This window comes from Pantoea sp. X-Soil-TKNS-1279, from assembly GCF_059730565.1.
The window spans coordinates 1-21,402 of sequence record NZ_AP035949.1; the positions used below are offsets into that span (position 1 = coordinate 1).

At 53.1% G+C, this 21,402-nt stretch carries 15 protein-coding genes; 13 read left to right on the forward strand and 2 right to left on the reverse strand.

Annotation, left to right across the window (positions count from 1 at the left end; all coding sequences use genetic code 11):
* The first annotated feature begins 43 nt into the window (after nt 1-43).
* The 3 genes from AC6I8N_RS20215 (at nt 44) to AC6I8N_RS20225 (ending at nt 5,085) form a co-directional block, all read left to right on the forward strand.
* Nucleotides 44-973 (forward strand): RepB family plasmid replication initiator protein, encoded by a 930-nt coding sequence (locus AC6I8N_RS20215; protein WP_208726072.1) that lies wholly within the window; start codon nt 44-46, stop codon nt 971-973.
* A 1,933-nt stretch (nt 974-2,906) separates the two neighbouring features.
* Nucleotides 2,907-4,106 (forward strand): AAA family ATPase, encoded by a 1,200-nt coding sequence (locus AC6I8N_RS20220; RefSeq protein WP_208726074.1) that lies wholly within the window; start codon nt 2,907-2,909, stop codon nt 4,104-4,106.
* Nucleotides 4,107-4,113: 7 nt separating this feature from the next.
* Nucleotides 4,114-5,085, forward strand: coding sequence for a ParB family protein (locus tag AC6I8N_RS20225; RefSeq protein ID WP_415173273.1), 972 nt, complete (start codon nt 4,114-4,116; stop codon nt 5,083-5,085).
* A 449-nt stretch (nt 5,086-5,534) separates the two neighbouring features.
* Here AC6I8N_RS20225 and AC6I8N_RS20230 read toward each other — a convergent pair whose 3' ends face one another.
* Entirely contained in the window at nt 5,535-7,469 is a 1,935-nt protein-coding gene (locus tag AC6I8N_RS20230) for a sigma-54-dependent Fis family transcriptional regulator (protein ID WP_497830925.1), read from the reverse strand.
* 272 nt (nt 7,470-7,741) lie between these two features.
* On the opposite strand from AC6I8N_RS20230, the gene ssuD reads away from it, so the two are divergent.
* The 8 genes from ssuD to AC6I8N_RS20270 all read left to right on the forward strand — a co-directional run bounded on the left by ssuD (nt 7,742) and on the right by AC6I8N_RS20270 (nt 17,225).
* Complete coding sequence (gene ssuD, locus AC6I8N_RS20235; RefSeq protein ID WP_208726087.1) at nt 7,742-8,914, forward strand: FMNH2-dependent alkanesulfonate monooxygenase; 1,173 nt, start codon at nt 7,742-7,744, stop codon at nt 8,912-8,914.
* The gene (locus tag AC6I8N_RS20240; RefSeq protein ID WP_497830926.1) at nt 8,914-10,350 is read left to right on the forward strand and encodes an FAD/NAD(P)-binding protein; all 1,437 of its coding nucleotides are present in this window, start codon (nt 8,914-8,916) and stop codon (nt 10,348-10,350) included. Before ssuD ends, AC6I8N_RS20240 begins: the two co-directional genes overlap by 1 nt.
* 77 nt (nt 10,351-10,427) lie before the next feature.
* On the forward strand, nt 10,428-11,819 hold the full coding sequence (locus tag AC6I8N_RS20245) for an LLM class flavin-dependent oxidoreductase (RefSeq protein ID WP_497830927.1): 1,392 nt from the start codon (nt 10,428-10,430) through the stop codon (nt 11,817-11,819).
* Entirely contained in the window at nt 11,816-12,835 is a 1,020-nt protein-coding gene (locus AC6I8N_RS20250; protein ID WP_497830928.1) for a methionine ABC transporter ATP-binding protein, read from the forward strand. Before AC6I8N_RS20245 ends, AC6I8N_RS20250 begins: the two co-directional genes overlap by 4 nt.
* On the forward strand, nt 12,832-13,530 hold the full coding sequence (locus tag AC6I8N_RS20255) for a methionine ABC transporter permease (protein WP_497830929.1): 699 nt from the start codon (nt 12,832-12,834) through the stop codon (nt 13,528-13,530). The genes AC6I8N_RS20250 and AC6I8N_RS20255 overlap by 4 nt, the downstream gene beginning before the upstream one ends.
* On the forward strand, nt 13,527-14,402 hold the full coding sequence (locus tag AC6I8N_RS20260; RefSeq protein WP_497830930.1) for a MetQ/NlpA family ABC transporter substrate-binding protein: 876 nt from the start codon (nt 13,527-13,529) through the stop codon (nt 14,400-14,402). The genes AC6I8N_RS20255 and AC6I8N_RS20260 overlap by 4 nt, the downstream gene beginning before the upstream one ends.
* A 174-nt stretch (nt 14,403-14,576) precedes the next feature.
* Nucleotides 14,577-16,010 carry an MFS transporter gene (locus tag AC6I8N_RS20265; RefSeq protein ID WP_208726097.1) on the forward strand — a complete coding sequence of 478 codons (1,434 nt, stop codon included), beginning with the start codon at nt 14,577-14,579 and terminating at the stop codon, nt 16,008-16,010.
* Nucleotides 16,011-16,013: 3 nt separating this feature from the next.
* The gene (locus AC6I8N_RS20270; RefSeq protein WP_497830931.1) at nt 16,014-17,225 is read left to right on the forward strand and encodes an acyl-CoA dehydrogenase family protein; all 1,212 of its coding nucleotides are present in this window, start codon (nt 16,014-16,016) and stop codon (nt 17,223-17,225) included.
* A 110-nt stretch (nt 17,226-17,335) separates the two neighbouring features.
* Here the strand turns inward: AC6I8N_RS20270 and AC6I8N_RS20275 are convergent, their stop codons facing one another.
* Nucleotides 17,336-18,283, reverse strand: a complete 948-nt coding sequence (locus AC6I8N_RS20275) for a sulfonate ABC transporter substrate-binding protein (protein ID WP_208726565.1) — start codon at nt 18,281-18,283, stop codon at nt 17,336-17,338.
* A gap of 262 nt (nt 18,284-18,545) precedes the next feature.
* On the opposite strand from AC6I8N_RS20275, the gene AC6I8N_RS20280 reads away from it, so the two are divergent.
* Together AC6I8N_RS20280 and AC6I8N_RS20285 are read left to right on the forward strand one after the other, a co-directional pair.
* Nucleotides 18,546-20,597: an FUSC family protein gene (locus AC6I8N_RS20280; protein ID WP_497830932.1), complete on the forward strand. Its 2,052-nt coding sequence runs from the start codon at nt 18,546-18,548 to the stop codon at nt 20,595-20,597.
* On the forward strand, nt 20,594-21,286 hold the full coding sequence (locus tag AC6I8N_RS20285) for an aspartate/glutamate racemase family protein (protein WP_415173263.1): 693 nt from the start codon (nt 20,594-20,596) through the stop codon (nt 21,284-21,286). Before AC6I8N_RS20280 ends, AC6I8N_RS20285 begins: the two co-directional genes overlap by 4 nt.
* Nucleotides 21,287-21,402 lie beyond the last annotated feature (116 nt).

The following is a 21,402-nucleotide window of genomic DNA, read 5'->3' on the forward strand; positions in this document are numbered from 1 at the left end:
CAGAAACCGATCCTTTTCATCCACAGAATGAAGATCTCAGGCTATGGCAGATAAAGAGAGTGAAAACAAGGCGTTACTTGAACCTTTTCTGTCGGTGACAAAAAACAGCGGTGAAGTTATTCAGCTCCACCCTAACAAAAATAACACCGTACAACCGGTGGCGTTAATGCGCCTTGGACTGTTCGTTCCGACATTGAAGTCAACTGCACGCGGTAAATCAGGCGCAATGGCCTCCACCGATGCGACCAAAGAGCTGAAGAACCTCTCGTTGGTGAAAGCTGAAGGTTATGAAAAGATTACCATCACCGGTGCCAGGCTGGATATGGATAACGATTTCAAAACCTGGGCCGGGATCATCCAGTCATTCTCACGCTATCCGTCAAAAGGCGACACGGTGACGTTGCCGTTTATTGATTTCGTTAAAATGTGTGGCATTCCTTCGGCGAACTCCTCAGCGGCCCTGCGTAAGCGTCTTGACGCCTCATTACGTCGTATCGCCACCAATACCCTTTCCTTTGAAGGTAATGGTAAGGCTTATCACACCCATCTGGTGCAATCGGCCTATTACGATCGTGAGAAGGATGTGGTGCGTATTCAGGCGGATCCTAAGTTATTCGAACTGTATAACTTCGATCATAAGGTTCTGCTGCAACTGCGTGCTATCTCGCGGCTTAAGCGTAAGGAATCTGCTCAGGCGCTGTATACCTATCTGGAGAGTCTGCCAACTAACCCTGCCCCTATTTCGCTGGCGCGTCTGCGTATGCGTTTAAACCTGGGTTCTAAAACCACGACGCAAAACCATGTGGTTCGTCGTGCGATGGAGCAGTTGAAGGAGATTGGTTATCTCGACTATTCCGAAGTGAAGCGTGGGCGCTCAGTGTTTTTCATTATCCACAGTCGAACCCCAAAACTGGACGGAATCAGTAATCTGGAGAGTATCGACTCTCTGGAAGATTTGGATTTTGAAGACTGAATTTCAACGTTCACTGTAGTCAGCCATTCGCATGTTGCAGTGTCACTTTTAGCGTAAAAGTGACACTGACTCTCTCCCGTATCATTCACTGCAATCAGTAGCCAGCGCTGTTGTTCACTGTAATCAGTCACGTTCACTGTAATCAGCAATCACGCTTCGTTTTGCTACACAGTTTTGATAGTTCTCGTTTTCGACAAGCCTATTACAAGGATTTTATTGATAGTGAGCACTTACATTTTATTTTTAAGCGTCTCAGATACGCCCTTTTTATAGGGGGATACTGATTACAGTGAACGTTTGAAGTAAGGCAGACATTACTCGTTATAGTGAATGTAAGCTGCTTATCTCATGTACTGATTGCAGTGAATGTTTATATTTATCTAACTGATTTTAAATTATTTTATCTGAGATTTAATGAAGAGTTCACTGTAATCGGTAGTTTGCTACTTTGTAGAGGATAAAAAGTGACAGGGTTGGTCACGTCTGCTGATTACAGTGAATGATTGCCCCATTTTACTGACTACAGTGGACGATTTGAGGAAGAGGTTACGCCTGAAATGTTGCATTAAAGCCCAACGTCACGCTGTCACCGATTACAGTGAATTCTGGCTTAAATTCGTTCCGGATTCGCTCCCCTTTTGAACAACCCGCACTTATTCTGAGCGTTTTACTGAGTACAGTGAACCTTGCTCACGTTCTATCTGGCTACCTCTTACTGATTACAGTGAATGATCCAACCTGGTCTTTGTTGCTCCCTCTTTCTGATTACAGTGAACGTTAGTCTCTTAAGCCGGGGTTGCGTTACTGAATATAGTGAACGTTCTGTTGTGGCTGGCTCGCCATTGGATACTGATTACAGTGAACATCTGTGATGACTTTTACCCACTCCCCATCTACTGATTACAGTGAATCTTTGTATGAGGTATCAGGTAACGATGCTGTTCTCGCCCGGCAAATCACCCGCGCGATTTTACTGATTACAGTGAATGTTATTATTCACCTGCTCCCTGCTCCCTGCTCCCTGCTCCCTCTGTTTCCTGTTTCATAACACGATTAACTCAAGGCACATTCCATCGCGGCGCGATTTATCGCGCTCCCTTCCCGTTCGCGCGGTGAATCGCGCCGCAACGAATTGATGTCAACACGCTGGATTCTGTGGCATTTAACTGGCAGGCACTATGCTCTCTATTTCAAACCGGTCGTCGATTCAGCATTTGAAGTGACTCACTGACTACAGTGAACGTTTTCCAGGTGAGCGAACTGGCGTTCTGCTGATTACAGTGAATATTGAATAAGGGATGCGCAATATTTTCTGATTACAGTGAATGTCTTCATCTGTAGTTCGATTGTTCTACTGACTATAGTGAACACCCTGGTGTTTCTTTGCCTGATGTTACTGATTACAGTGAACATTTATCCGTGTAACGTAAATCAGTAGTGCTTTTTGCTGATTACAGTGAATGTTATGCCTGCCACTTCCCCTTGGTACTACCACAATCCAGTTTGGTCAGAGGATGAGTACTGATTGCAGTGAATGTTCTGCCTCCATTTACTGATTACAGTGAATGTAATGCTGATTGCAGTGAATCTTTGCAGGCGATATCGACAACTCTAACTGACTACAGTGAACGTTAATGCCCTGCTCCGCTCCTGAGATTTTTATCGTTCCAGATCAGACTCAATCCATCTTCCCTTCTTTTCACTGATTACAGTGAATGTTTGCGAGATGGCTCGAAAAGTGTTCAGCTCATGATTTACACAACAGACCGATGAGGCTAATTTTGCGGCACTGATTACAGTGAACATCCCTTCAAACACCCTTCTTCCTCAAGGAGCTTCATCAGTATCAATTCTTTCTGATTAGATGAGATATATTTGCCTGATGTGCAGGATTTCGGTATAAAGTCATAAATCCTACATGTGTGGAGCAACTATGGCTAACGATGAAAAGCAAGTTCTGAAGGTTGCTCAGCGTTCTGAGAGAATGCTGATGAGTCTGACGGAACAGATCCAGGCACAGAAAGAAGAATTGCAGGAAAACACCTTTTACCAGGTTTACGCGAAAGCAGCGCTGGCAAAACTGCCTAAGCTGACGCGAGCCAGTGTTGATTATGCTGTCAATGAGATGGAAGAAAACGGCTATCCCTTTGATAAGCGCGCGGCGGGCAGTTCAACCAAATATGCCATGTCAATTCAGAACATCATCGATATTTACCACCATCGGGGTGTACCCAAGTACCGTGACCGCCACGCAGATGCTTTCACGTTATTTGTGGGCAACCTGAAAGGTGGTGTATCGAAAACCGTCTCAACCGTTTCTTTGGCACACGCATTACGCGCCCATCCGCATTTGCTGTTTGAAGATTTACGCATTCTGGTTATTGACCTCGATCCACAATCCTCCGCGACCATGTTTCTCAATCATGAACGATCTGTTGGTCTGGTGGAGGCTACAGCCGCGCAGGCGATGTTGCAGAATGTCAGCCGTGAAGAACTGTTGAACGAGTTTGTTGTGCCCTCCATCATCCCGGGTGTAGATGTGCTGCCCGCTTCAATTGATGATGCCTTTATTGCTTCACGCTGGGATGAACTCTGCGCCGAGCATTTGCCTCAGCACAATGTACATTCGGTGTTATACGAGAACGTCATCGTTAAGCTGAAGAAGGATTATGACTTCATCTTTATTGATAGTGGCCCGCATCTCGATGCTTTCCTGAAGAACGCCATTGCGGCGTCTGATTTGCTGATGACACCCGTACCACCAGCCCAGGTCGATTTTCACTCTACGTTGAAGTATTTGACCCGCCTGCCGGAGCTGATTGGCATCATTGAAGATTCCGGGGCCAGCTGCCGCTTACAAGGCAATATTGGCTTCATGTCGAAGTTGTCCAATAAGGCCGACCATAAGTTATGCCACAGTCTCGCGAAAGAAATCTTTGGCGGTGACATGCTGGATGCGGCACTGCCGCGACTGGATGGTTTTGAGCGCTGTGGTGAGTCCTTTGACACCGTTATTTCGGCCAATCCTTCTACCTATGTTGGCAGCAGCGAAGCCTTAAAGAATGCGCGTTCAGCGGCGGAAGATTTCGCCAAAGCCGTGTTTGACCGTATTGAATTTATTCGCCTGAACTGAGGTTACTATGAGCGCAAAACGCATTACGATTGGCAGAACATTCAGCCAGACACCGTTGCAAACAGAAGAAACATCAGAAGGCCACTCTCAAACTTTTATCCTGTCGACAGGCAAGCGCGCCCAGTTCACCCTGGAACGTATCGCAGCGAAAGAGATTGAAGAAAGAACCTATGTGGTGATGGAAACTAATGGTCGCGACCAGGCGGGACTCACCCCCGAATCGCTGCGTGACATTATCCGTACTATCAAACTCCAGCAGTTCTTTCCTGCAATTGGCGTGCAGCGTGATGACCGTATCGAGATTCTTGATGGGTCACGGCGTCGTGCTGCGGCATTGCATTGTAAAACGGGCCTTGACGTCCTGGTGACTGATGCGGCTATCAGTGCTGAAGAAGCCCGTCGCCTGGCGCAGGATATTCAAACTGCACGCGAGCATAATCTGCGTGAAGTGGGTATGCGTCTGATGGCGCTGAAGGACGGCGGCCTGTCACAAAAAGAAATCGCGCAGAGTGAAGGATTGTCGCAGGCTAAAGTGACCCGTGCGTTGCAGGCGGCGAGTGTTCCGGCAGATTTAATCACGCTGTTTCCCAATCATTCCGAACTGACCTATCCCGACTATAAATCCCTGTTGCAGGCTTATGAGAAGCTCCAGGAAACCGGGCAGACGGTTGAGGCTCTGATTGATGCGATAGGTATGGATGTCGATACTGTCTGTGCGCGTGATGGGCTGGCGGAAGATGAAGTGAAGAACGGTATTTTACGGTTGGTGCGTAATGGAAGCCAGACGCTGGTACAGTCACCCGCAAAAGATAAAGTGGTTGCTACCGCGCTCTGGACCTTTGCCGACAAAGACCGTTTCGCGCGTAAAAAAACACGAGGTCGCATGTTCAGCTATGAATTTAATCGCCAGTCAAAAGAGTTACAGGACGAACTTGATCGGGTGATAAACGAAACCCTCAACAAATACCTCAATCAGTAAGCTACGCCGCCTTCGGGCGGTTTTTTTTGCTCCTCGCCAGCCTGATTTCATCGCTAACCTCATGAAATTCCGATAATGCCGTGGTAAATTTCAGGCTGAAATCGCCATAATTTCAGCCTCGCAGCAATGTCTTTTCGCCATAGAATTCAGCTGGCCTGGTGCAGGATTAACCGATGGCAACATAAAGCAGAAAAAGGTTGGATTTGGCGTATAGCCACGATGGGAAAGATGAAATCATAGGGCTTCGCCACAGCGATTTCATCATTATCTCTATGAATATCATAGTTTTTTTAAAACGATTTCAGCCTGAAATCGCCAGGGTTGCAGCTCACATCAACCTGTCGTCGTCAGACAATGCCTTCATTAGCCAGATGATATTCAATAGTTTATCCACAGAAAAGGTGGATAACTTTGCCTGGCGCCCTGCTCGCTCAGCTCGCCAGATGATATTACGCCAGTAAACGTAACCCCGAAGAAAACTGCCAGACAGCCTCTCTGACACGAACGGGTTTATTGATTAAGCCCAGAGCATAAAAGCGGTCGGCGATAGCCTGCTGCTGTTTAATCACCTCGAATGCCATTGATCGGGTTTGATGGCTGCGGCGTGATAAGGCGCGCTCGACGGCATCGGTTTCCAGACCCAGTTCCTGCGCCAGTAGCATCGCTGCCTGATGCCTGCGGCTATCGATAAACTGTCCGGTCTGTTGCAACGCTTCCACTAACTGATGCACGATATCATCATGCTGCTGAACGTAATCACGACGGGCCAGATAGAATTGATGATTGCTGACACGCCCTTCGCCATTAGCGATGACGCGCAATGCCGGATTATTCTCTGCTGCGCTGAGTAGCGGGTCCCACATCATCCAGGCGTCAACGGAGAGATAATCACTGACCGTCAACGGATATTTGGGCGGTGCATACACCACTTTTATCTCATCAAGACCAATGCCTGCTTCATCCAGCAACTGCAACAACAGCCAGTGCACGTTTGAACCTTTATTGACTGAAATCCGTTTTCCTCTTAGATCGGCCAATGTCGTGATATCACTTTCAAGCGGGACGACGATGCCGACGCTGCTTGGTGCAGGCGGTTCCCAGGCGATATAGGTCACCGCATTGCCGCTCGCCTGAGCAAAAATTGGCGGTACTTCACCGGTGGTGCCAAAATCAATTTCGTTGTTTTGCAGAGCATAAAGCAGTTGTGGGCCAGCAGGAAACTCACTCCAGAGCACACTCACGCCTTGCTGTGCAAAGCATTGTTCCAGGGTCTGGCGTGCTTTTAATACGCCAAGATTGCCAAACTTTTGATATCCGATGCGGAGCTCGCGTTCTCCTTGCGCTGCTGAGACAGCCTGGCCTGGGGTGACTGATACGGTTTTACGACGTCCTTTAATGACACCCTGATTAGCCAGATGAGTGCGTAAAGTATGGCGGCTAATACCTAATAATGTTGCTGCCTGGGTTTGGTTATTATCGGCAAGCTCCAGCGCGTTATTAATCAGGCTTTGCACCATGCGATCGAACAGTTGATTAGATTCAGTCGTCAAATACTGACGTAGAAAACTATCAAGGGTGGAGTCCTGAACATCACTCAGCCGATGTTCACTGTAACCAGCAAGACGTAATTGCGCAGGGGTTAAGGTCTCCTCACGACTGAGCAGGACCGCATTATGCAGCGTGTTCTCCAGTTCTCGGATGTTGCCGGGCCAGTTGTACTGCATCAGGGCTTCGAGCGCATCAGGAGACAGACGCCGTGCCGGGCGTCCCAGACGGCGGGAATACAGCGCCAGAAAATGTTGTGCCAGTACGGGTATGTCTTCACGTCGTTGCCGTAAAGGAGGTAAGGGGACGACAGCGATGTTGAGACGATAAAACAGATCTTCACGGAACCGACGTTCCCGGATGGCCTGAGCCAGATCGACGTGAGTTGCAGCAATCACTCGGACATCAACTTTTATGGGTTTGCGCGAACCGACACGGGTAATTTCGCGTTCCTGCAATACGCGCAGCAGTTTTACCTGCAATGGCAGACTGAGTTCTCCAATCTCATCCAGTAACAACGTGCCGCCCTGGGCTGACTCAAACCAGCCTGGATGTGCCTGAGTGGCACCGGTGAACGCCCCTTTCTCATGCCCAAACAACTCGGCTTCTGCCAGACTCTCCGTTAATGCGCCGCAGTTCACCGCCAGGAAAGGGCCATGTCGGCGAGTACTATGATGATGCAGATAGCGGGCTACCACTTCTTTACCGGTTCCGGTCTCACCCGCAATCAGCACGGTGGCATCCGTTGGGGCAAACTTGTCGAGTAAAGATTGAAATGCGCGAGAGGCTGGATCGACTAAACGGGGAGAATCCGCAAAATCAGCATAGGGTGTCAACATGATGAATATCCTTGTGCAAGCGTATCCTCACGCTATACAAGCACATTCACTATGAACAGCAGGAAAAAAGCATAAGAAGTTGCAAATGCAGCAAATGCTGTTGAAGCAAAGTTGCGAATGCAACAGATAACGAACGCTAAACACCATCAACCTACTGATATATCGGCGTTTAGTGAAGATGAGAAATTGGCACGCATTTCGCTAACGGCTATATAACTAAATAAATTAAGTGAAATGATCATTTTTTAATAAAGTTATATAGGAAATGCATAATGGCCGATTCCTCAAATGAGAACATCAATGTCTTCTGGTTCCTTCCTACACATGGTGATGGGCGATACCTTGGCACGACGGAGGGTGGGCGACCGGTTGATTTAGGTTACTTACAGCAAGTCGCACTGGCGGCGGATAACCTCGGGTTTTATGGCGTGCTGATCCCCACGGGAAAAAGCTGTGAGGACTCCTGGCTGGTTGCTTCGGCGCTGGCACCGTTAACGAAGCGGTTACGCTATCTGGTTGCGGTGCGTCCGGGATTGCAGCCACCGACCCTGGCCGCACGTATGGCCAGCACGCTGGACCGCCTCTCCGACGGTCGCCTGCTGATTAATGTGGTGACGGGCGGTGACCCGGTAGAAAACAAAGGGGATGGCATTTTCCTCAGCCACAGTGAACGTTATGAGGTGACTAAAGAGTTTCTGGACGTCTACAGCCGTCTGCTGCGTGGCGAAAAGGTTGACTATAAGGGGCAGCATATTCACGTTGAAGGTGCTGAGGTATTGTTCCCACCGGTACAGGAAAATGGTCCACCGCTGTACTTTGGCGGTTCATCCGATGCTGCCATTGATGTTGCGGCACAGCAAATTGATACCTATCTCACCTGGGGTGAACCCCCGGCGCAGGTTGCAGAGAAGCTGGCGGTGGTACGCGCGCGGGCAGAAGCACACGGACGTAAGCTGGAATACGGTATTCGTCTGCATGTCATCGTGCGTGAGACGGAAGAAGAGGCCAAAGCGGCCGCAGATAAACTGATTGCGCACCTTGATGAAGAGACGATCGCGCAAGCGCAGAAAATTTTTGCCCGTATGGATTCAGCCGGGCAAGCGCGGATGAGCGCATTGCATAAAGGTTCGCGTGACAATCTCTACATTGCTCCTAATCTGTGGGCGGGAGTCGGGCTGGTTCGTGGCGGGGCAGGGACGGCTTTGGTCGGCAGTCCGGAGCAGGTCGCTGCCCGCATTCGCGAATATCAGGCGTTGGGCGTGACCAACTTCATCCTTTCAGGCTATCCGCATCTCGAAGAAGCGCATCGTGTGGCAGAGTTACTCTTACCGTTGCTGCCGCTGGCGCACGGGCAGCAACAACGCGCCCGCAGCGTTAATACCGGCCCGTTTGGTGAAACCATTGGTGGTGACAAACGGCCAACCAAACAGGCGAGCGCCAGCTGATGCTGAAGACACGCAGTGAGGATCGGGCGATGCAGATACCCCATGTGATGATTGTGGGTGGTGGATTCAGCGGCACAGCGCTGGCGATTCATCTTGCCCGTAACGCGACCGCGCCATTACGCGTTACGGTGGTGGAACCTCGTCAGACGCTGGGGGCAGGGGTAGCCTATTCAACGCAAGAACCTGCGCATCGCATCAATGTCCCGGCGTCACGTATGCAACTTAGCGGGGATGAGCAGGGGGCATTTGATCGCTGGTATCGGCAGCAGCCGGAATGTTCACTGGATTCAGTAGCCCATTGTGCCGATGGCGCGGTGTATCCACAGCGTGCCATGTTTGGCCGTTACCTCGCCGAACAGTTTGCCCTGGCTGCACTACAGCACCCGCTGGTGACCTTACGCCATATCCAGGCCAGCGCTCTCGCCTGGGAAGGGCAACAGTTGCTGCTGAGCAACGGTGAAACGCTCGAAGGCAATGTGTTGGCACTGGCAATCAGCCATCCGCCGCCTTCACTGCCGAGGGCGCTCCTGCCTTTCTCCGCACACCCGGCCCTGATTGCCAATCCGTGGCAACCAGGCGTGCTTGATAACATCGACAGCCACGCCTCGGTGGCGATTATCGGCACCGGTCTGAGTATGGCCGATGTGGTGGCCTCACTGGCAACACGACAGCATCGTGGCCCGTTATTAGCCTTCTCCCGGCGTGGGCAGCTGTCACGCGCCAACCTGAGCGGTGAATGGCCCGAGTGGACGCTGGCAGCGCAACCCCAACCCAGCACGCGTCTGTGGTTGCATCATATTCGGGCGGAGGTCGCGCGCGCCGCAGAACAGCAATTGCCGTGGCAGCGTGTGCTGGATGAAGTACGCGCGCAGGGGCAAAGCATCTGGCAGTCGCTGTCATTGCGTGAACAACAGCGTTTTGTCCGTCATTTGCGGTCGTGGTGGGATGTGCATCGTTATCGCATTGCGCCACAGGTGGCGGCAGAGATCACGCAACGGCAACAGGCGGGAACGCTGCGCGTGCTGGCGGCCCGTCTCACGGCCATCGCATCCCGTGGTGACCAGCTTGATATTACGTTGCATACCCGTGATGGGGCGGCAGAACACCACCTGCTCGACCATCTTATCGTCACCACGGGGCCCGGCCATGAAGCGCTAACCGCCAGCCAACCGTTACTGCTGTCGCTCAGTCAACAAGGCTTCATCCGCGCCGATGCGTTAGGTTTTGGTATTGACGTCGATCGCCATTCCCACACGCTGACGCGATCCGGTCAGCCGAGCCAAAATGTATTTGTGGTTGGCCCAGCCGCCAGGGCGCGTTTTGGCGAACTGATGGGATTACCGCAGGTTGCCGATCATGCCGCTGAGGTGGCACGCCAAATTCTCCTGTCGCTGCATATCAAACATGCGGAGCGATGTCCCCCTTTAGCACCCTGATTTCCCAACATTCCCCTAAAAATTAACTGACGAACGCCGGGTCGCACAGCGATCACGGCCTCGCTATGGAGATTGCTATGCCATCGCAACGTGAAATACGCCTGAATGCTTTTGATATGAACTGTGTCGGACACCAGTCACCGGGGTTGTGGGCGCATCCGCGCGACCGCTCGTGGCAGTACAAGGACCTGGAATATTGGGTCGATTTGGCACGTTTGCTGGAACGCGGCAAATTTGATGGGATATTTATCGCCGATGTATTAGGCATCTACGATGTGCTTAACGGTAACGGTGATGCCGCCATTCGTCAGGCCACGCAGGTTCCAGTGAACGATCCGCTGGCGTTGATCACGCCGATGGCGCTGGTGACCGAGCATCTGGGGTTTGGACTGACCGCCTCGCTGTCGTTTGAACATCCTTATCCATTTGCCCGACGTCTGTCGACGCTTGATCACCTGACGAAAGGGCGTATTGGCTGGAACATTGTCACCTCGTATCTGGAGAGTGGCGCGCGCAATATCGGGCACAAAGCGCAAACCGATCACGACAGCCGTTACGACTATGCCGATGAGTACCTCCAGGTGGTGTACAAGCTGCTGGAAGGCAGTTGGGAAGCAGATGCGGTGTTACGTGACCGTGAGCGCCGTATCTTCAGCGATCCCAGCAAAATCCATCCGATCAATCATCAGGGTACTTTCTTCAGCGTACCGGGGATTCATCTGTGCGAACCGTCACCGCAGCGTACGCCGGTGTTGTATCAGGCGGGGGCATCCAGCCGCGGTAAGCAGTTCGCTGCCGAACATGCCGAATGCGTATTTGTTGCGGCACCGTCCAAAGTGCTGCTGAAGAAAACCGTGGCAGATATCCGCCGCCGCGCGGCAGAAGCGGGACGCGATCCACGCAGCATTCTGATTTTCAATCTGCAAACGGTCATCGTCGGAGAAACGGATAAAGCAGCGCAGGCGAAGTGGCAGGAATACAAAAACTGGGTGAGCTACGAAGGTGCGCTGGCACTGGTATCGGGTTGGACCGGCATCGACTTCGGCCAGTATCAGCCGGATCAGGTGCTGAAGTATCTGCACACCAACGCCATCCAGTCAGCAGTGGAAACCTTCTCCACCGCCGATCCTGACCGTCAATGGACCGTGGCTGCGCTGGCTGATTGGGTAGGTATCGGTGGCTTTGGCCCGCTACTGGTGGGAAGCGCCGCAACGGTAGCGGATGAGTTACAAAGCTGGGTTGAAGAAACCGATGTCGATGGTTTTAACCTTGCCTACGCGCTGACGCATGAAACCTTTGAAGATGTGGTCGAGTTGCTGATTCCGGAATTGCAGAAGCGGGGCGTATTTAAGAAAGAGTACGCCAGCGGCACGCTGCGCGAGAAGTTATTCCGGGCCGGGCCACAGTTGCAGGCACCCCATCCTGGCGCGTGTTATCGCGTGCAGACGGTGCCGCAGGAGGTCATATGATCGAGATCGAGGCATTGAGTAAGCACTATCGCGCACCTGACGGACGCGTGACCGACGTGTTGAAGTCTATCAACCTTGAGGTACAGCCTGGCAACATCACGGCGGTGGTGGGACCGAGCGGGGCAGGGAAGTCGACGCTGGCAAAATGCATTAGCCTGCTGGAACAACCGAGTGCCGGAAGCATCCGCGTCAACGGTCACGACCTTTCCCGGCTGAGTGGTGAAGTGCTGCGCCGCGAGCGACGCGCGATCGGCACCGTGTTTCAATCGTCGGCGTTGTTGCAGCGCAAATCCGCCTGGGAAAATATCGCCTTGCCGCTGCGTTATCTTGGTGTGGTGGAACGCGACATCTCCGCGAGGGTAGGGGAGTTGCTGGAGCACGTCGGGCTGAGCCATAAAGCCTCGGCGTTCCCGGCACAGCTTTCTGGTGGACAACGTCAGCGCATTGGCATTGCCCGCGCGCTGGCGCTGCGGCCATCAGTATTGCTGGCTGATGAAGCGACATCCGGGCTTGACCCCGAGGCCACCGTCACCATCCTCGACCTGCTGCGTAAATTACGTGACGAGTACCGACTGGCGATTGTGTTAATTACCCATGAAATGGACGCGGTACGCCGTGCGGCAGATGCGGTGGCGGAAATTCGTGACGGGCAAATTGTGCATTACGGCGTGGTGAAGCAGTTGTTGGCGCAGCCTGATTCCCGCCTGGCACAACAACTTCTGTCGCTGGCGCCACAACCGGCCTCGTCAGAGCTGGTACTTCAACTGAGCTACCGCACCGATGTGCCGGTCGCCAGTGACTGGCTGACTCGCCTGAGTCAGCAATTTGCGCTGCGTATTGATCTTCTGGGAGCGCATATCGAGCAGGTGAATGGCCTGCAACTGGGACGCTTGCAGGTTGGCATTCACTTCCAGCGTGAACGAGTTCCTTTGTCGCAGTTGCTGATGCAGCTGGAACAACTGGGGTTGATTGGCCGCGTCACTGCGGGTGCGCCGTTGCTGAAGGAGGCGGTATGAGCGTCTCTGTCATGAGTCAGGATACACCCTGGAAGGAAATACCCACGTTGATGCTACCCGCTTTGGGTGAAACGGTGTTGATGGTCGGTATCGTGATGTTGTTTGTCGTGACCTGCGGTGGGGTGGTGGGCGTGGTGTTGTTTAACACCTCCGCGCGCGGGTTGTTTCCTCATCGGGGCGTGAACCGGATGTTGAGCTGGATTGTGAACATGGGACGCTCGCTACCGTTCCTGGTGTTGATGGCTGCGATTATCCCGTTCACCTTCTGGTTAACCGGTACCACTATCGGCATTCCGGCTGCGGTGGTGCCCATGATTGCCGCCGGTATCCCGTTCTTCGGACGGTTGGTGGATAACGCCCTGCGTGAGTTACCAGGGGAGGTCACCGCTGTGGGGCTGGTCTGTGGGGGATCGCGCTGGCAAATCATCCGCCAGGCACAACTCAGCGAAGCACTGCCAGCGATTGTCGCCGCCATCACCCTCAATCTGATCTCCATGATCGAATACTCGGCGATTGCCGGCACCATCGGTGCCGGTGGCATTGGCTATCTGGCCGTGGTGTATGGCTATCAACGTTTCGACAATCACATCATGATCGCCACCATCGTGGTACTGGTCGCCTTAATTCAAACCATTCAATTTCTCGGTGATCGTTTGGTTACCGCTTTACGTCATCCTCAGGGGACATCGCTATGACAACACAAGAATTTGAGTTACGTAAAACCCGACGCTGGCCGTGGCTGCTGCTGATTATAGTGGTCGTTGCCGCCGCCGCTGCGGCCTGGTTCTGGCGTAGCCAGCAACCGCAGGCGGTCGTATTTGGCACCACCTTAAAAATTCACTATGAACCGGCGATGGCGGGTGAGCAGAAGCTGATTGAGTATGTGAATGACCATATCGCAGCGGATTACGGTCTGAAACTGGAAGCGGTCGGGGTGCAAGACCCGGTGCAGGCTGACCGCGCCGTGGCAGAGGGACAATACGCGGCAACGGTGTATCAGCATCAGTGGTGGCTGAAACAGGTGGTGGACGCGAATAATTTTGCGCTAACGCCAACGTTACCGCTGTTCCAGTGGGCCTTTGGTATCTACTCCGACCGCTACCGTTCAGTGGATGCGCTGCCGCAGGGGGCCACCATTGTGGTGCCGGATGATGGCGCAAACCAGGGCCAGGCGCTGTGGCTGCTGGCGCGTCAGGGATTAATCACCCTCGATCCCAACGTGGAACCACGCACGGCAAAACTAAAAAACATCACCGGTAATCCACATGGCTTTGTATTTAAGGAGCTGGATTTGCTGACAATGCCGCGTGCGTTGAACTCGGTGGATGCTGCCATTGGCTACGTGTCGCAGTTTGATGCCGGAAAAGTGCCGCGTGACAAAGGCATTCTGTTCCCGCCTGCGCCGCGCACCTTTGCATCGCAACTGGTGATCGGTACGCCTTATCTGTCACAGGAAAATATCGCAAAGCTGAAACAAGCCTTCTCCGATCCGCGCCTGCAACAATGGTTGAAGACCACGGATGATCCGCTGGTAAAAGGGGTTCTGGTGCCGGTTTCTGCCGACTAATTCTCTGCCGATGGCTGATACACCCGGGCATGTTCTGCGTGCCTGGGTTTTTGTGTTATTCCTGTTTATCTTATTGATTTAAAACAAATAAATATCACTATTTGTTGTTTTGGTCCTGTCCGGTTAACGCTTATAACAACCTCACCTGCATAACCAATAACACCGTGAGGCGGTATGAGCACACTCCCTTTAGAAAACACCCTGCCGGTTTCGCAACCGGTCCGTTCGGTCAGCGACGTTGCGCGCCTGATCAATACCCGCAGTGAGAAAAACAACTATGCCCGCATGATTGTGTTTCTTGCGCTTGGTGGCGTATTTCTTGACGCCTACGATCTCACCACGCTTTCCTACGGCATTGATGATGTGGTTCGTGAATTCCAGATCTCGCCGTTTATTACCGGGCTGGTCACGTCATCGATCATGGTTGGCACTATCGTTGGCAACCTGATCGGTGGCTGGCTTACCGACAAATATGGCCGCTACTCGGTATTTATGGCCGACATGCTGTTTTTCGTGGTGTCGGCGATCGCCGCCGGGTTAGCGCCCAACGTCTGGGTACTGATTGGTGCCCGTTTCCTGATGGGGATTGGCGTGGGGATTGATCTGCCGGTCGCGATGTCCTACCTGGCCGAATTCTCCAAATTTGCCGGGAAAGGCAACAAAGCCGCGCGGCTCGCTGCGTGGTGCCCCATGTGGTATGCCGCCTCGACGCTCTGCTTCCTGCTGATCTTTGCTCTCTACTTTCTGCTCCCGAAAGAACACCTCGACTGGCTGTGGCGAGCTTCGTTGCTGTTTGGCGCGGTGCCTGCACTGCTGATTATCGCGGTGCGTAGCAAGTTTATGAATGAATCCCCGTTATGGGCGGCTAATCAGGGGGATCTGAAATCGGCAGTGCGCATCCTGCGTGATTCCTACGGCATCCATGCCCATGAAGCGGAACCCGAAACGCCCCCGGCCTCGGCGGCACCGAAAGTCAGTTTCCGCGTGCTGTTCCAGAAGCCGTGGCGTGAACGCACCATCGTCGCCGGGGTAATGAATATCTGCATCTCGTTTGAATACACCGCCATCGCCTTCTTCCTGCCATCCATTCTGGCCCAGTTCCTCGGGGCTGGGGTGTTTGAAACCATTTCTGCCTCGCTGGGCCTGAATGCGTTGTTTGCCTTTACCGGCGGCTTGCTGGGGATGCGCCTGGCGTGGAAATATCCGTCGCGCCATGTGGCGATTGCCGGATTTGCCTTGCAGTTTGTCGCACTGATCGCACTGGCTTTGATTGGTCATCCCGAAGCGCTGGCAGGCATTGTGTTTGCGGTGTTGATGCTCGGTCTGTGGCTGTTTGCGGAAGGATTCGGACCCGGCGCGCAGCTGATGGTCTATCCGGCGCTGTCATATCCCACGTCGATTCGCGCTACCGGCGTCGGATTTAGCCGTGCACTGTCGGGTATCGGTAGTGCGTTAGCGCTGTTTATTCTGCCGATTCTTCAGGCCTCACTTGGCACCAACATGTTCTGGGTGGTTTCGCTCAGCGCCATCATCCCGATTTTCTTCCTGCTGGCGGTGCGTCACGAGCCAACCCGCCACGATATCGATGATCTTTCCCATCAGGAGTGAACCATGACCTTATTAGCTACAGGTACTGACTATGCGCGGCTGGCCGCGCATTTCCGCCCGGTATTTGAACGCATCGCCACAGGTGCAGCCGACCGTGAACGTCATCGTACGTTGCCGGATGAACCGCTGACCTGGCTGAAAGAAGCGGGCTTTGGCACGGTGCGGATTCCGCAGGAAAAAGGCGGTTGGGGCGCTTCGCTGCCGCAGCTGTTCCAATTGTTGACTGAACTGGCAGAAGCTGATTCGAATCTGCCGCAGGCGCTGCGCGCGCATTTTGCTTTCGTTGAAGATCGTCTCAATCAGCCGGACAGCCCGGCGCGCGATGGCTGGTTCCGGCGTTTTATTGATGGTGAGCTGGTGGGGAGTGGTTGGACTGAGATTGGTACGGTGAAACTGGGGGATGTCATCACCCGCGTCACGCCAGGTGAAAAGGGCTGGACGCTGAACGGCGAGAAATTTTATAGCACCGGCACCCTGTTTGCCGACTGGATTGATGTCTATGCGCGGCGCAATGACAATCAGGGGGATGTGATAGCGCTGGTCAACACGCATCAACCCGGCGTCAGCCTTGAAGATGACTGGGATGGCTTCGGCCAGCGTCTGACCGGTAGCGGCACCACCCGTTTCGCTAATGCCCACGTTGAGCAGGATCATGTGTTCGATTTTGCCGAGCGTTTCCGTTACCAGACCGCGTTCTACCAGCATGTGCTGCTGGCGACGCTGGCCGGGATTGCGCGAGCTGCCGCGCGTGATGCGGCACAGGGGGTAAAGGCACGCCAGCGTATCTACAGTCACAGCAACGGCAGTGCCTCACGCCAGGATGTGCAGGTGTTGCAGGTGGTGGGCGAAGTGACCAGCCTCGCCTTTGCCGTGGAGGCGACGGTGATCCGTGCCGCACATTCACTGCAATCAGCATATGAGGCCCATATCAGCGGTGACGAGGTTTATCTCAAACAGGTGAATGACCTGGCAGAAGCGGAAGCCGGGCAGGCGCAGGTGATCGCCAGCGAACTGGTGCCGCGTGCCGCGACTGAGTTGTTTAATGCGTTAGGCGCTTCTGATACCCGCTTAAGCAAAGCATTGGATCGCCACTGGCGTAATGCACGCACCGTGGCATCACATAATCCGGTGATCTACAAAGCGCGTGATATCGGTGACTGGCAGGTAAATGGTACATCGCCAACCGCCATCTGGCAGATCGGCAGGGGAGAATAAATGGGGGGCGTGAAGCGCCCCTTTTGCCCGTAGCGGCACGATTTATCGCGCTCTTTTGACCTTTTGGCTGACAAAATGCGTGATAAATAGCGCCGCTACGATGTAGATCTTTATTGCTTATCCAGCGACCAGGTGGCGCTGCGTACATCCACCTTCACCGGCAACAACCCAACGCGCGTAAAGGTATCCGCCAGCGCCTGTTGTTCATCAAACACCTGCGGCGTCATGCGTTGTGCACCATACGGCAGACGCGCCAGCGTGGTTTGCCAGATGGCCTTATCCAGTCCGGTCGATTTTGACAGAATGGCGGCGGCATCGTCCTGATGGTGGTTAGCCCAGTCACTCAGTTTACTTAACTCATCCACTACCTGTTTTGCGGTTTGCGGATGTTCCTCAGCAAAACGACGGCTGGCAAGGTAGAAGGTGTAATGCGGCACTAAACCTTCGGCATTGCGTACCTGGCGTGCGCCGGTGTGTGCTTCAACTTCGGCGAGGAACGGGTCCCAGATAACCCAGGCGTCAATGGCACCCTTCTGGAAGGCTGCGCGAGCATCAGCCGGTGGCAGGTACACCGGAGTGATGTCTTTATAGTTCAGCCCGGCATCTTCCAGCGCTTTAACCAGCAGATAATTGACGTCCGAACCCTTATTCAGACCTACTCGCTTTCCTTTGAGATCGGCAACGTTGTGAATCGGGGAATCTTGCGGCACCACGATGGCTTCGGTTTTCGGGTTAGCAGGGGAGTGGGCGAGGTAGATCAGATCGGCCTTTGCCGCCTGAGCAAAAGCGGGAGGGGCGTCTCCGGTCGCCGCCAGGTCGATGCTACCGACATTCAGACCTTCCAGCATTTGCGGCCCGGCAGGAAACTCAATCCAGCGAACGTTAATGCCTTCCTTTTTCAGGGTTTCATCCAGCGTGCCGCGATATTTCAGCAACGCAAAGATATTGGCTTTCTGATAACCGATGTTGACGGTTTCCGGGTTGGCAGCAAAGCTGTGCGCGGAAAGCAGACCAAGGCTTAACGCCAGCGTGCTTAATAAATGCGTTTTACGTTTCATCATTGTTCTCGCGTGGTTTTTTTACCACCATAGCAAAGCGCATATATAACCAATAAATAACGATTTTCGATCGCTTATAACTTTATTTCGAGTTTTGCGGCATTCACTGTAATCAGTTGTCGGGTGAAAATGGCGGCTGAAATTTCCATAGATGCCCATATAATTAGCACGGTAATAATTTGTATAACAAATCAAAATGCCTTCCTCCCAGGCTTCTGCCAGGATACGCTTATCCGTGCCTGCTCAAGGTCTTTTTTGCTTTATGAAGTGGCTTTCTCAAAGTGCAGTGCTGTTTTCTGCCAAAACTTGTCTTGCCGCCTTTCTGGCTTTTTACATTGCTCTGGAACTCAATCTCGATAAACCGGCCTGGTCGTTGACCACCGTGTATGTCGCCTCGCAGCTCTATTCTGCTTCGACGGTGTCCAAATCCATCTTCCGCTTTATGGGAACGGTGCTGGGCGGGTTATTCACACTGTTGATCTATCCAATGACGGTACAGGAACCGATGCTGTTCAGCCTGTGCATCTCGCTGTGGGTGGCGGTGTGTCTCTATCTCTCGCTGCATGACCGGACGCCAAAAAGTTATGTCTTTATGCTGGCGGGCTACAGCGCCGCCATTATGGGATTCCCCGATGTCACTTCACCGGCATCGATCACCTACACCGTGATTTCACGTATCGAGGAAATCACCGTCGCAATTGTGTGCAGTAGCCTGGTGCATCGTCTGATCATGCCGGTATCAATGCGTCATCTGCTGGAGCAGAGTGTCAGCCAGTGGTATCAAAATGCGCGCAAGCTATGCAGCGAACTGGTGACATCGACACCTAATGATAAGGCGCTTGAGCGGGAAGGCATCCTGATTCAGATGGCTAACTATCCCCTCAATGTGGAGACGCTGATTACTCACTGTGTTTATGAAGGCGATGCGGCGCGCCGTCTGGTGCGTCTGGTAAGCGTGCAGTATCAACATCTTTCATATCTGATCCCGACGCTAACGGCGATTGAGTCACGGCTTAACTTGCTGGCACAGCAGCAAATTCTTTTCCCCGAGTATGTGGCGCAGGCGTTTCAGCAATTTCTCGTCTGGCTGAACGGTGCAGAAGACCAACCGGTGCATGACCATCTGCTGGCGGCGCAGGAACAACTCAAACTGGCGTGGGAGGAGGGCCGGCTTAACAGCGAAGAAAGCATTTTGCTGCTGGGATTGCTGGAGCGCTTGCTGAATTTTGTCCGTATTGCTAATGCCTACCACAGCGTCAGTGAGCGTGTCAGTGAGTGGACACCAACGGTGAAACCGGGGAAAACCGTGGTGCGCAGCCACCGCCATATCGACAAAGGCTTATTGTTACTCTCCTCTTTCACCGCCTTTATCGCCACCTTCGCCACCTGCCTGTTTTGGATTGGCAGCGGCTGGGTCGATGGTTCGACTGCGCCGATGATGGCGGCGGTACTTTGCTCATTCTTTGCCGGCATGGATAGCCCGATTGCTCCGATGAAGCTGTTCCTTAAGGGGGTGATCATCGCGGTGGCGATCAGCCTGATGTATATCGTCTTTCTCATTCCACAGGCGGTGACTTTTGAAGCCTTGGTGATTTGTCTGGCTCCAGGTTTACTGGCGTTGGGGCTGGTGATTGCCAATCCCTCCACCAACCTGATTGGCCTGATTGTGGCGACCCAAATACCGGGTTTTATCGGGATGAGTCACCACTTCAAACCTGACTTACTGCTTGTAGTGAATGCGGTGCTGTCGACGATGGTAGGGATTGTGATTGGCGTGGTGATCACCGCCTTAATCCGTAATAAACGTCCCTCCTGGACGGCGAAGCGCGCGGTACGTAAGGGCATTCGTGAGCTGCTGCAATTTATCACCGCGATGCGGCTGGATGGCGTGACGATGTCGATGCGACAGCAGTTCGTGGCGCGTACGCTGGATAAGGTCAACGTGATCCTGCCACGTAAGCGGGTTGATCCGGTGCCGGATCTGGTGTCCGGTGGCAACCTGATTGCTGAAGCCTGGCTGGGAGCCAATTGCTATGACTTTTACGTACGTCATCAGGCGCTACTGGCGACGCATCACATCGATAGCAACGCAATGTTCCATGAGTTAAGCCAGTTCCTTAAGCTGCGCCTGAAATCATTGCAGACGCAGCCGCAGCCAGCCTTGCTGATGGAGCTGAATCATTTATTACTCGGCCTGGAAGCGGGTGCCATGCAGGAACGTGCGTTATTTGCTCCACTGTTCCATTTGTTCAATATTCGGTTATCGTTGTTTCCGACGGCACGCTGGCCGGAAAGGATAAAGGACACAGAATGAAACTGATCGGCCTGATTGGCGGAATGAGCTGGGAATCGACGGCGCTCTATTATCGCATCATCAATGAACAGGTAAAGCAGCAGTTGGGTGGCTTGCACTCGGCACGCAGCCTGATGTACAGCGTTGATTTTCACGAAATCGAGCAATTACAGGTTGCCGGTGAGTGGCAAAAGGCCGGAGAGATTCTGGCGGCAGCGGCAGTCAGCCTTGAGCGGGGTGGAGCGGATTTTATCGTGCTCTGTACCAACACCATGCATAAGGTTGCCGGGCAAATAACGGCGGCGGTAAATATTCCGCTGCTGCATATTGCTGATGCTACGGCAGAGCGTATCCGTCAGTCAGGCGTGAAACGCGTCGGATTACTGGCGACGGCCTTTACTATGGAACAGGCGTTCTACAAAGGACGCCTGCAACAGGAGTACGGTATTGAGGTGCGGGTGCCCGCCGCCGCGCAGCGCAAGGTGGTGCATGACATCATTTATCAGGAGCTGTGTCTGGGGATCATTCGTGATGAGTCACGCGCGCGGTATCGCGAGATTATTGCGCAGCTGGTGGCTGATGGGGCGGAAGCCATTATTCTCGGCTGCACGGAGATCACCTTGCTGGTGAAGCCGGAGGATGCCAGCGTGCCGCTGTTCGATACCACACTGATTCATGCTCAGGATGCGGTGAAGGTCGCGTTGTCGTAGCAAAGTCGCCCGCCAAAATTGGTGTTATGCCGCAAAACTGACAGGTATTTGTTCACTAAATCACCTGTGTTGACTATTCTCTCCCGAAATTAAATGTTGTGAACTGACTTTCAGGG